Source organism: Maricaulis sp. D1M11, assembly GCF_047308265.1.
GTDB lineage: Bacteria > Pseudomonadota > Alphaproteobacteria > Caulobacterales > Maricaulaceae > Maricaulis.
Map to the genome: position 1 here is coordinate 258,012 of NZ_JBKQWY010000002.1, position 11,506 is coordinate 269,517.

The 11,506-nt window shown below is 58.6% G+C and carries 12 protein-coding genes; 9 read left to right on the forward strand and 3 right to left on the reverse strand.

The window, feature by feature from the left end; translation table 11 throughout:
* Positions 1–5: 5 nt before the first annotated feature.
* From RMQ97_RS05440 to RMQ97_RS05455, 4 genes are all read left to right on the forward strand, one after another.
* Complete coding sequence (locus tag RMQ97_RS05440; protein ID WP_413659842.1) at positions 6–881, forward strand: DUF1499 domain-containing protein; 876 nt, start codon at positions 6–8, stop codon at positions 879–881.
* Between the two features lie 197 nt (positions 882–1,078).
* A complete protein-coding gene (locus RMQ97_RS05445) occupies positions 1,079–1,342 on the forward strand; it encodes a hypothetical protein (protein ID WP_413659843.1) in 264 nt (87 codons plus the stop codon).
* 11 nt (positions 1,343–1,353) lie between these two features.
* Complete coding sequence (locus tag RMQ97_RS05450) at positions 1,354–2,535, forward strand: DUF6895 family protein (protein WP_413659844.1); 1,182 nt, start codon at positions 1,354–1,356, stop codon at positions 2,533–2,535.
* A complete protein-coding gene (locus tag RMQ97_RS05455; RefSeq protein ID WP_413659845.1) occupies positions 2,532–3,563 on the forward strand; it encodes a hypothetical protein in 1,032 nt (343 codons plus the stop codon). The genes RMQ97_RS05450 and RMQ97_RS05455 overlap by 4 nt, the downstream gene beginning before the upstream one ends.
* On the opposite strand, the gene RMQ97_RS05460 is transcribed toward RMQ97_RS05455, so the two are convergent.
* Together RMQ97_RS05460 and RMQ97_RS05465 are read right to left on the reverse strand one after the other, a co-directional pair.
* Positions 3,502–4,413: an MBL fold metallo-hydrolase gene (locus RMQ97_RS05460; protein ID WP_413659846.1), complete on the reverse strand. Its 912-nt coding sequence runs from the start codon at positions 4,411–4,413 to the stop codon at positions 3,502–3,504. The two genes, RMQ97_RS05455 and RMQ97_RS05460, sit on opposite strands and share 62 nt — an antisense overlap.
* Before the next feature lie 5 nt (positions 4,414–4,418).
* Positions 4,419–5,381 carry a hypothetical protein gene (locus tag RMQ97_RS05465; protein WP_413659847.1) on the reverse strand — a complete coding sequence of 321 codons (963 nt, stop codon included), beginning with the start codon at positions 5,379–5,381 and terminating at the stop codon, positions 4,419–4,421.
* Positions 5,382–5,535: 154 nt separating this feature from the next.
* Here RMQ97_RS05465 and RMQ97_RS05470 point away from each other — a divergent pair, with 154 nt between their 5' ends.
* The 3 genes from RMQ97_RS05470 to RMQ97_RS05480 are packed head-to-tail and all read left to right on the forward strand — an operon-like array spanning position 5,536 to position 7,599.
* Positions 5,536–5,709: a hypothetical protein gene (locus RMQ97_RS05470; protein ID WP_413659848.1), complete on the forward strand. Its 174-nt coding sequence runs from the start codon at positions 5,536–5,538 to the stop codon at positions 5,707–5,709.
* A gap of 58 nt (positions 5,710–5,767) precedes the next feature.
* Entirely contained in the window at positions 5,768–6,703 is a 936-nt protein-coding gene (locus RMQ97_RS05475; RefSeq protein ID WP_413659849.1) for an ABC transporter permease, read from the forward strand.
* Positions 6,700–7,599, forward strand: coding sequence for an ABC transporter permease (locus tag RMQ97_RS05480; protein ID WP_413659850.1), 900 nt, complete (start codon positions 6,700–6,702; stop codon positions 7,597–7,599). The genes RMQ97_RS05475 and RMQ97_RS05480 overlap by 4 nt, the downstream gene beginning before the upstream one ends.
* Positions 7,600–7,698: 99 nt before the next feature.
* Here the strand turns inward: RMQ97_RS05480 and RMQ97_RS05485 are convergent, their stop codons facing one another.
* Positions 7,699–8,316 (reverse strand): hypothetical protein, encoded by a 618-nt coding sequence (locus RMQ97_RS05485; protein WP_413659851.1) that lies wholly within the window; start codon positions 8,314–8,316, stop codon positions 7,699–7,701.
* A gap of 148 nt (positions 8,317–8,464) precedes the next feature.
* Between RMQ97_RS05485 and RMQ97_RS05490 the strand changes: the two genes are divergently transcribed.
* Together RMQ97_RS05490 and RMQ97_RS05495 are read left to right on the forward strand one after the other, a co-directional pair.
* Positions 8,465–10,093, forward strand: coding sequence for a peptide ABC transporter substrate-binding protein (locus tag RMQ97_RS05490; protein ID WP_413659852.1), 1,629 nt, complete (start codon positions 8,465–8,467; stop codon positions 10,091–10,093).
* A 123-nt stretch (positions 10,094–10,216) separates the two neighbouring features.
* Positions 10,217–11,458: a DUF3667 domain-containing protein gene (locus tag RMQ97_RS05495; RefSeq protein WP_413659853.1), complete on the forward strand. Its 1,242-nt coding sequence runs from the start codon at positions 10,217–10,219 to the stop codon at positions 11,456–11,458.
* Positions 11,459–11,506: the final 48 nt, after the last annotated feature.

Here is an 11,506-nt window from a genome sequence, read left to right on the forward strand (position 1 = left end):
CAATTATGGTGCGTGTCACGGTTATGCTGGAGCAGACCGCGATCTGGCTTGGGCTGATCTGCGGTGTGTATGCACTCTTCCTGCCGTTCTGGTTCGGTCTGTCGGCCCTGGGCACCAAATGGGGCTTTTTTGACTGGTCGGTCGGGCTCGACCTGATGACCCATACCCTGGGGGCACCGCTAATCGTGAGCGGTCTTGTCGTCGGTGGTCTGTGCGGTCTCCTGATCATTGTTCACCGCTTCATGGCCGGTGAGTTTGCGACGTCCTTTACCGGCGTGCTGGCGGTTCTGGTTGTGTCCGGGCTTGCCCTGACAGCCAAGGTCCATGTCGACCAGACGCGGGCGTCACGGCCCGTTCTCCTGGACGTCACGACGGATACGCTCAACCCGCCGCATTTCTCCACCAGTTTCATTGCTCGCCGGGATATCGGTGACATGTCGCTGGACTATGCGACCAAGCACGGCCCCGGTGGCGGTGCATTGGGCGATTATCAAGCGAGCCTTTATCCGCGTATTCGTCCGCTCAACGTGCCGGCCGAGCCGGAAATCGTGTTTTCGCATGCCTTGCGGACGGCCCGGGATCTGGGCTGGCGAATTGGCACAGCCTCACGTCAGTCGGGCATGTTTGAAGCGGGAGCGGAAAGCTTCTGGTTCGGGTTTCGCGACGATATCGCGGTGAGGGTGACGGTTCGCGAAGCCGGTGGGGCGATCGTGGATGTGCGCTCACTGGCGCGCGAAGATGTGCATGATCTGGGTCGTAACGCGGATCGGGTCATTCAGTTTCTCGACCTGCTGGCCCAGGAATCAGGCGGTCGTTTGCCTGCTGAGGAAACGGGCGCGACGGATGACGGTGAGCCACCGAATTCGGGTTCCGACATCTGACGTTCAAATTTGAGCAGAATGTGCTCCATCCAGGCACTCTGAAAAAAGCGCAATGAGCGTTTGGCAGACAGGGTGTTGAAACCTTTCCATAAATTCATGTTGGGTTTTTGAGTTGGCGCGTAATGGCGAAAATACCGACTTGTAAACAACTCAAGCGTGTTTAACGGTAGTAACGCACCAAGCGAAGGGAGTGCATCATGAAGCATCAAGTGAAAACTGCTGTTGTTGCGATTACCGTTGCCGCGAGTTCTGCGGCCGTTATGCCTGTAGCCCTGGCTGAAACACCGTCTGTTCAGACGGCAAATTATGGCGATTGCGCGATTGGCCGACTGGCCGGTGCCGTAGCCTCGTCGCGCGTGGCCACCGTGGTTCCCATGCCTGAGCCGGATGCGATCTGTCGTAAAGGGCCCGGTGATCCGGGTTGGTTCTTCTGCCGTGGCTTCACGCTTTACCGTTTCTGATCGATTGAATCATGACGGATCTGTCCTTCATATTTGAGTGGATCGATCACCACCGGGGTCATTTCGATATCTTCGAACATCGAGATGACCCCCGTGCGTCGATGTTCCAGCGCAAAACTTTCCTTGAAGTCGCCGCAGCCCTTGTGTTGGCGCAGCGTGCGGGTGCCGTGATCCCGACCCGTCTTCTGGAATTCATGGTATCACGGGCGGAGAGCGACCATTTTGCTCATCTGGCCTGGCGTGACCTCAAGAATGGCCTGCTCTACGTCTTTCCTCAGAAACTCGTCCTCGATTTCGGCAATTCAGCGGCGCGTGACAGAACGCAGTCCTGGCTGGCGCATCTTGCCCATAGCCGCATGGTGTACGCATCCGAAACCTATCCTCATCGTTATCTCGATTTCGCATTCTCTATGCGCATGCTGGGTCAGACGTGCGCACCGGAATTTGTTGATGCGCTCGATCTGGTGGATCTCGAGGCGCCCCGTGATCTCACCTGGATTGATGAAGGCGATCTCTATGCCTTCACGCATTGTGTCTTTTACGCCTACGGTCTGGCGGTGGAGGCCTGGGCCCTGCGCCCGAACGCGCGGGTCAATCCCGTCAATATCGACCTGTTCCTGTGTCAGGCGCTGGGGCAGGGCAATCTGGACGGGGCACTTGAGGTCGTCATGTGCCGGATATTGGCCAGACGGTGTCTGACACCGATTGATCGTGATGTTCTTGCGGTGGCTCACAACAAAATGGCCCGTCATGGATGGGTGGATGACAGTCTGGATCTCAACAGTGGCAAACCGTTTGAGCAGAGTGTTCACACGATGATTGTGATGGCCTTTCTCAAATCCATCGCGCTGCTGACACGCGTGCTCGTCGAACCGACAGCAGACGACACGCCGCGTCTCGATCACTATGCGGCACTGGGTAGTCTGGCGGGGATTTTACGGCGGTCAGACCTGGAGGCCTTCTTCAACACACGGGATGCCTTGTCGTTTCCGCGCGCCTTTGTTTCGCATTGTCCTGACACCTTGCTGCACCGGACCGAAGCCGATTTTACAGCCTATCTGAACCGTATGAGCTGCCATACACACCGCAAACTGGATGTATTCGGGCCGGAGCGCGCCCAGGGACAGGTCATCCCGGAAACCTACGGGCAGGAGCTGTATGAGCGGGCCTTCCGGCCGGGGGTTCCAGCATGAGATGCAGCCTGGGTTCTGTCTTGATGGGGCTGTGTGGTGTCATGGGTGTGCTGGGCGCATCGGATGACGCGCGTGCCGACGAACTCGAGCTGACAGTCGAGACAACTGCGCCGCTCTATCTCGATCTAGCGCTGGATGGCGACCCGGTCCGGTTGCTTTTGGATCTGGAATCACCCGGTCTGGTCATTCTGAACGGATCGCGCGAGGCCGAAATCGGTCTGTTGTCGAATCCGATCCTCAGTCGCCTACCCATCTCCATCGATCTGGATGGCGCGCATCTGGGGGGCGGCAAGACGGGCCGCACTCCGGTTCGGTTTCCTGATGGGCGGCGTTCACGCCACCGTGTCATCTGGTTTGAAGGTCATGATCTTGTGGAGATGGCGGACGGGATCGTCGGGCCGGGTCTTCTGTCCGGGTACGGGCAAGTGCGCATGAACCTTCCGGGGAGAACGGATGTCGATACCGGGACGGGTGATGAAAATGTGCAGGTCTATCTGTTTGATGGTGTTCCGGGGCTGTCGCCCGAACTGACGCTGCAGAGCGACATCGGACCTGTGCATGTGGGGTTTAGCCTCATCTCTCCGACACGCATGGATGATGCCGCGTATCATCGGTCTCGCCAGATGGGTCTGGTCGATCGGGCCAGTCTTGAATTGGAAGACCATCCCATGGGGTGGCTGGGACGCATTCCTGCCGTGAGTATACCCAATTCGGGCTTGAGCCTGGCCGGGGTGGAACCCACGCGGTTTGTGCGGCATCTGCGCCGGGACGAGCGTGAAGCCTTGACTGAACACCGTGCCCGCGCCGACCGGGAGGTCGTCATGGAGCAGATTATTGTGCGCGCGACCCGACCGGATCCGCGCCCCGGACGTCCGGGGCGGTTGATCCTTGGCCGGGATGTGTTGATGACGTGTCTGGAGCTCGTCTTCGATTTTCAGACGGAAACAACGCGCCTGACCTGTCCGGTCAAACAGTTTCCTGGGCCAGGCGATAGTGAGCGGTCAGATCGGCCTCACCCTCACAGATGACGCGGTCGGTCTTGACCATGTGAATGATGTGAGACAGCACGGAATGCGCCGCAGCAGGATGGAGGCGCTTGTCCACATCCGCATACATCTCAGCGACCATGTCACGGATGCGCGTTTGACCCGCCTTGAGCTGTTCGAGGATCTGAGCCTCGCGCTGCAGGCGGTGATCAATATAGGCTTGGATGAATGTGCGCGGTTCGCGAACGGCCGGGCCATGTGTGGGCCATAGAATGTCGAAATCCTTGTCCCGGATCCGGGCGAGTTGTTCCAGATAATCACCCATGTCGCCATCAGGCGGGCTGATCACGCTGGTGGACCAGGCCATGACGTGGTCGCCACTGAACAGGGTGTTCTCTTCTTCCAGCGCGTAACAGACATGATTGGATGTGTGTCCTGGCGTGTGAAGCGCCCGGATGGTCCAGCCATCGCCCTTGAAGACTTCCTCATCGGTGATTTCGACATCCGGTTTGAAACCGACATCATCACCGGCCTCCAGGCGAATCTCCCCGCCCGTTGGAGCCGTGTTCTGCGGGCCGAACCCGTAGACCTTGCAGCCATGTGTTTCCGCGAGCGGGTGAGCCAGGGGAGAATGGTCCAGATGGTGGTGGGTCACAAAGACATGAGTGACACGTTCGCCGTCCAGCGCAGCCTCCATGGCCTTGATGTGTTCGGGATCAACCGGGCCGGGATCGAGAACGGCCACATTGCCATGACCGATAATGTAGACGCCTGTACCGGTATAGGTGAACGGTCCCGGATTGGGGGCGACAACACGACGGATCAGCGGCGACAGCGTATCGCAGCGGCCATATTCAAACTCGAAATCACGAACAAAGGGAATGGAAGACATGGGCCTCAATCGGGGTTGTGGCGACAGGGGGCGTGGTCGCCGGAAAGTACGCGCTGGGTATAATCTGTGAGGGCTCTCGCCATGCGCCGGGTCACCTGGATCTTGTCATCCAGAGACAGGGCAATCGGTGGTCCCATATCGGTCTTGTTGACGTCGACCACATAGATGCGGCCATCCTGTCGGTCTCTCAGCACATCCATACCGCCCCAGTCCAGCCCCATCCCGGAAGCAAATTCGGAGAGTTTGGACAATTCAGCCGGCGAAAAAATGCCATGCGGGTCCGAGACGGCGACATCGGTGTTGAAATTGGCAAATCGCTCATTCACCGGGCGACGCTTGTGCATCACAACAGGGATGCGGCCTCCGACGGTGGGACAGCGCAGGTCTTCGACCAGCCGGTCATTCATACGATTATCGACCACACGCTGATAGACAAAGCCGGGCTTTGCCTCGATCGGGCCCTGAACTATTCGGCCGTCATGAGCGCCATTCGTCTCCGATTTTTCGACCATGCGGCCTGTCCATGTGGCCGGATCGACCGCCAGACTATAGCCAAACACGCGCTGGAACACATCGGCGACATGGCTCTTTTCAATCGACGTACAGCGGCCGTTCACGACGGGCAGTGTTGCGGAGAGATCCGGCGAGCGGCCTGTGGTCGAATCATCAAACACAAAGGCCAGGTCTGCTTTCTCCGGCGAATTGACGATGCGCATGCCGGCCGCCTGGATGACCGGCCACACAAAATACCAGGGGCGGGGGCGGTCCGGTGCGAAATAAACAGCTGGTCCGGTTTTGCGTCCCGGGGCCAGACGCCAGCTTTCCACTGTCACATAATAGGGCAACCAGGTGAGGAAATCGCCGACCACGCCCGCTTCCAACCGCACACGGGCTCCGGTCTTCTTGACGGTGAGGACACCGTCTTCAAATTCGAAATCCTGCCACCAGGCGGAGCTGTGCATGATCATTCCCGTGTCGCTGACCCGTTCTCACCCCGCATCCTAGGCAAAGTGGGCGGATATTCAATTCACGCCGGATCACATACGGCGTGCTTCTTGCGTGATCCAGAGTGTACAGCAATGTGAGGCTCAAAATATGTCGTTTCTCGATAGAGCGCAGCGAATGACATGGCGGCTGGGATGGCTGGCTCTGGCCCTGTTTGTCGTTCAGATCGGGATGAGCGTCGTTGCCGGTGAAGCGGGCGCAGGAGATAGCGCTAATACAATCTCCAAACGTGGCCTGATTCCGCAGGAGCAACCGCAGGTTGGTGAGTATCAGTCCCGCCGGGTCGATTGACATCGGCGTACAGCCCGTGAAACTGCGGGCTTCAGTTATCGGAGCTCAGTAACATTTCATGATCGGATTTTTGCTCCGACGCCTCCTGGTCGCGATTCCCACCCTGCTTGTTATCGTGACTGTGGCCTTTTTCATGATGCGCGCCGCGCCGGGCGGACCGTTCGATACGGAACGCCCTATGCCGCAGGAAGTGCGCGAGCGGGTGCTGGAAAAATTCGGTCTGAACAAACCGCTCCATGAACAGTATCTCGACTATATGGCCGGATTGCTGCGGGGTGATCTGGGGCCGTCCCTGAAATTCCACGACAAGGATGTTGCGGAACTGATCGGTGAGGGGCTTCCGGTATCCGCCACCATTGGTCTTCTCTCCATCCTTCTCGCGGTGTCATTGGGCACATTGCTGGGTTCGATTGCCGCGCTTCGACAAAATACACTCAGCGATTTCTCGGTGATGACCGTGGCCATGGTGGGGATTTCCATTCCTCCGCTTGTGACCGGCCCCATTTTGTCTTTGGTTGTCGGATTGTATCTGGGCTGGCTCCCTACGGGCGGTCTGGACCCGATCCGGGGCATGACGCCGGATCGACTGGTGCTGCCAGTGATCACTCTGGCGCTGCCGCAGATCGCTGTGGTGGCGCGATTGATGCGGGCCTCTATGATCGAAGTCATACGATCCAATTATGTACGGACCGCCCGGGCTAAGGGCCTGTCGGATCCGATCGTTATTCTGCGGCACGTGCTGCGCGCTGCCATCCTGCCGATTGTGAGCTATCTCGGTCCGGCATCCGCGGCGCTGCTGTCCGGTTCTCTGGTGATCGAACGCGTGTTCCAGCTTCCGGGAATCGGGGCTCATTTTGTCGACGCGGCACTTCAGCGTGACTATACGGTCGTGATGGGCGTGGTCATTCTCTATGCCAGCCTGATCATCCTCCTCAATCTGCTGGCCGATTTGCTCTACAGCCTGCTCAATCCGAAAGTGAGTCTGGACGCATGATTGGCTCGCACGAAAACGCTAAATCCATCGAGTCCGCGGCCGTTAAAGGTCGCTCACTGTGGGATGATGCCCGCATGCGCCTTCTGCGCAACAAGGCCGCCGTCGCCTCGATGATTGTCCTGGGTCTGTTGATCCTGATGGCCTTTTTGAGCCAGTTCGATGTGTGGGTGCATGATCTGGAGCACCAGTATCGGGACCGGGTCTGGATCGCGCCAACCCTGGAGAACTGGCATATCTTCGGTACCGATGGTCACGGGCGCGACCTGTTTGCGCGCACGCTGTCGGGTCTGGGTGTGTCCTTGATGGTCGGTGTAGTGGCGACACTCGTCTCACTGGTGATCGGCGTGACCTGGGGTGCGATCGCGGGTTTTGTCGGCGGCCGGGTCGACCAGGCTATGATGCGCTTTGTCGATATCCTCTACTCCATCCCCTTCATCTTCTTTGTCATTTTGCTGATGGTGGTGTTCGGCCGGAATATCATCCTGATCTTCGTGGCCATTGGCGCTGTTGAATGGCTCACCATGGCGCGGATCGTGCGTGGACAGGCCATTGCCCTGCGCAAGATGGAGTTCGTGGAAGCGGCGGAAGCGATCGGCGTGTCGCGCTGGTCGATCATCTGGCGTCACATCATTCCCAATGTCATGGGGCCGGTGGTGGTCTATGTGACGCTGATGATTCCCGTGGTCATTCTGGCGGAAAGCTTCCTGAGCTTTCTGGGTCTGGGTGTTCAGGAACCGATGACGTCTCTGGGGCGTCTGATCTCCACGGGGCAACAGGACATGATGGCTGCGCCCTGGACGCTCATCTATCCGGCTGTGACCATGATGGTCACCTTGTTCTGTCTGAACTTCATTGGTGATGGATTGCGCGATGCGATTGATCCGCGCGATCGCTAGGGTGATCTGACCTCATTGCCGATTTGCGACATGTAAAAGCCCGCCTCAATGAGGCGGGCTTTGTGTGTTTCGGCGCAGAGGGCAGGCCGTGTGACCGGGTCATTCCACCCGTCGAACCGGAATGGATCGACCCCCTTCAATCCGCATCTGATAGCTGTTGAGGGAGCCGCGGCGGATTTCCGCGCGTCTTGGTCCGTTTCGGGTGCTGGGCACGCGAATATTGTCTGAACTCGTCTGGCGCCAGACCTGGCCGTTCTCCATGGTGAAAATCCAGGAATGCCCGACACGACGCGCCTCGGTGATCAGCATTTCCACCTTCTGAACACCACCCTGGGAATCCCGTTCCACGATTGTGATGGCGTCCGTGCTCTCTGTCTCCCCGTCTTCCGCGCGTGTCAGGGCGGAGGCTGTCGGTGATGAATTCGTGTCGCGGCCCAGTCGCGGCATGGTGAAGCTGGGCAGGCTGGGCAGGTTGAAGCCGAAGGTTTCGCGTTCCACGGCTTCCACTTCAGCGCGGGAAATGGTGACCAGCTCGCCGCTCTCACGATCAGAGGCCAGCGAACCGGATGCGGTATCAAAACAGGCCAGGCGCGCGGCGTCTTCGGTGATCTGGCGGCAAGCCAGGATCTGTTCGAGCGAATCATCCTGTGCGAACGCAGGAAACGCAAAGCCGAGCGCCACCGGAAGGCTCAACGCCCATTTGTAGTTCCGCATCATGCTTCAAACTCCAGCAGAAATGACAATTTTAACGAAGTGTAGCGGCCTCCCGTGCGAAATGTCGAGCGAGGTCTGTTGCCCGTTGCGGTCGTGGCCGGTACAAATTTGAGTGATAAGGCAACGGTAAAACGGTAGGGGAGACCGCATCGTGGCGAAGAAAGCTCTTTTGAGTTCCGTGATTTGCATTGTTTCGGCAGCCATGCTGGCAGCATGTGGCGGCGGCAGCTCGTCCTACGACGCAGACTCGGTCGTCCTGCACCGCGGCAATAATGTCGAACCCCTTTCGCTGGATCCGCACAAGGCCAGCGGACAATGGGAGAACAATATCATCGGTGACATGTTCATCGGCTTGTTCACCGAGGATGCCGACGCCCAACCCGTACCCGGCATGGCCGAGTCCTACACTGTCAGTGAGGATGGCCTGACCTGGACTTTCACCCTGCGCGAGGCGCTCTGGTCAGACGGTGTGCCGGTCACGGCCCATGATTTTGTCTATGCCTGGCAGCGCATCACCAATCCGGAAACCGGCGCGCAATATGTGTCGTTGCTCTATCCGATCGAAGGGGCGTTCGAGGTCTCCAACGGCGCAGATCCGTCCGAACTGGGTGTGCGGGCGCTTGATGATCGCACCCTTGAAGTTCAACTGGTCAACCCGGCACCTTATCTGCCGGGCCTGCTGACCCACTATACCACCTTCCCGCTGCCGTCTCATGTGGTTGAGGAACTGGGCGATGAATGGGTGCGTCCCGGCAATATCGTGGTCAATGGCCCGTATCGCCTGACGGAATGGCGGACGAATGATTTTGTCCATCTGCGTCGCAATGACAGTTTCTTCGACAACGCCAATGTGTGCATTGACGATGTGTATTTCTACCCGTCCGTGGATGCCAGCGCCGCGACGCGCCGTGTGCGATCGGGCGAGTATGATCTGAATATGGAATTCCCGGGTCAGCAGTTGGCGGTTCTGCGTCGGGACATGCCGGAATATGTCCGTGTTCACCCCTACATGCAGACGGCCTATTTCTCCTTCAACACCCAGCTCGACAAATTCTCCGATCCGGCTGTCCGCAATGCGCTGGGCATGGCCATTGATCGTGAATTTATCGCAGACGGCATCCTGCAGGCCGGTCACATCCCGGCCTATGCGATGGTGCCCCCGGGCATTGCCAATTATGCCGGCGGTGTGGGCTCGCAGTGGGCTGAAACACCGATCGAAGAACGCCGCGAAATGGCGCGCGCCCTGTTGGAAGAGGCCGGTTTCGGCCCCGACAACCCGCTGCGCTTTGAGTATACCTATCGGGCCTCTGGCGATAATCCGCGGATCGCACCGGCGGTTCAGAATGACTGGTCCACGATCGCGGACTGGGTCCAGCCTTCGCTGATCCAGAACGACACCCAGATCCATTACGACAACATGCGAGCGGGCGATTTCGAGCTCTCGGATGGCGGCTGGGTGGCCGATTATAACGACCCGTACAATTATCTGTTCCTGGGCGAAACAGCCTCGATCCCGATGAATTATTCGCGATATTCCAACCCGGACTATGATGCGCTCGTCACCGCGGCCAATCAGGAACTGGATGTGGATGTGCGCGCGGGCATGCTGGCACAAGCCGAACAAATGCTGATTGACGACATGCCGATCGTCCCGATCGTGTTCTATGTGAACAAGAACCTGGTCAGCCCCGATGTGACGGGCTGGGACGATAACTTCACGAATATCCACCGCACGCGATATCTGTGTTTTGCCGATATCGACGCGGCGGCGGCCGAGTAACGGACACCGGGTCAGTCGGCGCGACCGTCAAGGTGGCGCCGGTCGAACCAATTGGACTGCACGTTTCCCGGCGGGGTTTGACCGCTGGGCTTGGGGCGGGCCGACAGACATCGGGGGGATGGTATGGCTGGTGAAGAAGTCGTCACGGATGCGGTCGTGGCCGGAACAGCCGCCGATGGAGTGGAAGATGCTGTTCGTCAGTCCAAGCGCAAGAAGAAGAAACGCTTCAGTGCGTTTCAGCCCGATACACCGGATGATGTCTGCTCCAACTGTGTCACACGCCTGACCGGGCCCGTCTGTCACAGCTGTGGCCAGACGGCGGACACCTATCATCGCCCCATCTGGGAGCTGGTTCTTGAGGTTGTGGATGGCGTATTTGGCCTTGAGGGGCGGATCTGGCGAACCTTGCCGCCGCTTCTGTTTCAGCCGGGGCGCCTCTCGCGCTCATATCTAAGTGGGGTGCGGGCGCGCTATGTACCGCCTTTCCGGCTTTATCTCGTTATCAGTGTGATCTTCTTCCTGCTGTTCGCTGCAGCGACCGGGAGTTTCGATTTCTCGTCGGACCTCAGCGAGGAGCAGACGGAACAACTCATCGAGGAGATCCAGCAAGCCGAGGCCACGCGGGAAGATGTCGAGCAGGGCCTTGCACAATCGGGCCTGCCGGACACGGTCCAGGAGACCATTCTGGAGGGGATCGAGCAGGGCATTGAACAGGGGCGTGAGGCTGTCGAGGACGTCGTCGAGGATGGGGCGGTCTCGGACCAGGTCTATAATCCCGATACCATGGTGCTGCGCATTCGACAGGTCCTGCTGCCTGAAGACTATCCTGATGTTGTCGAAGTGGGCGAAGATCCCGATACGGCCATTGTGCGACTGGATGACGGAACAAGTTTCACGATCAGCCGGGAGCCGTGGATGAGTTACGGCATGCGGGTCTATCTGGCGGATCAGCTGGAACAGATTATCCGGGATAATGGCGAATCCCTGTGGCGCGCCATGCAAGCCTGGGCGCCACGCTTGCTATTCCTGCTTCTGCCGATCTACGCCCTGATGCTGGCGATCACACATTTCTACAAGCGGGGTTATTTCTTCTATGACCATCTTGTCGTGTCCCTGCATTTTCATGCTTTCATCTTCGCCGGCCTCATCGGGATAATTCTCTCCAGCTATGTCTATATGCAGGGCTGGGCGTGGCTGATTTTTATTACCTGGTCGAACTTCTATCTCTACAAGCTCCACCGGGTGGTTTACCGGCATGGCCGTTTTTCATCGATCCTGCGCACGCTCTTCATGGATTTTGTCTATTTCATCATCCTCCTGCTTGCGACCGTTGTCTTGATGGTGATCGGACTCTTGCTGGCCTGATCAGTGCGGGGAGGGGGCGCGGCTTGGATCGGCCCTGCGTCGCGGGTC

Excerpts from the sequence above, each read along its gene's own strand:
- RMQ97_RS05465 (WP_413659847.1), bottom strand. The coding sequence starts at position 5,381 with ATGATCATGCACAGCTCCGCCTGGTGGCAGGATTTCGAATTTGAAGAC.
- RMQ97_RS05460 (WP_413659846.1), bottom strand. The coding sequence starts at position 4,413 with ATGTCTTCCATTCCCTTTGTTCGTGATTTCGAGTTTGAATATGGCCGC.
- RMQ97_RS05450 (WP_413659844.1), top strand. The coding sequence starts at position 1,354 with ATGACGGATCTGTCCTTCATATTTGAGTGGATCGATCACCACCGGGGT.
- RMQ97_RS05485 (WP_413659851.1), bottom strand. The coding sequence starts at position 8,316 with ATGATGCGGAACTACAAATGGGCGTTGAGCCTTCCGGTGGCGCTCGGC.
- RMQ97_RS05475 (WP_413659849.1), top strand. The coding sequence starts at position 5,768 with ATGATCGGATTTTTGCTCCGACGCCTCCTGGTCGCGATTCCCACCCTG.
- RMQ97_RS05440 (WP_413659842.1), top strand. The coding sequence starts at position 6 with ATGGTGCGTGTCACGGTTATGCTGGAGCAGACCGCGATCTGGCTTGGG.
- RMQ97_RS05445 (WP_413659843.1), top strand. The coding sequence starts at position 1,079 with ATGAAGCATCAAGTGAAAACTGCTGTTGTTGCGATTACCGTTGCCGCG.
- RMQ97_RS05495 (WP_413659853.1), top strand. The coding sequence starts at position 10,217 with ATGGCTGGTGAAGAAGTCGTCACGGATGCGGTCGTGGCCGGAACAGCC.
- RMQ97_RS05455 (WP_413659845.1), top strand. The coding sequence starts at position 2,532 with ATGAGATGCAGCCTGGGTTCTGTCTTGATGGGGCTGTGTGGTGTCATG.
- RMQ97_RS05480 (WP_413659850.1), top strand. The coding sequence starts at position 6,700 with ATGATTGGCTCGCACGAAAACGCTAAATCCATCGAGTCCGCGGCCGTT.
- RMQ97_RS05470 (WP_413659848.1), top strand. The coding sequence starts at position 5,536 with ATGACATGGCGGCTGGGATGGCTGGCTCTGGCCCTGTTTGTCGTTCAG.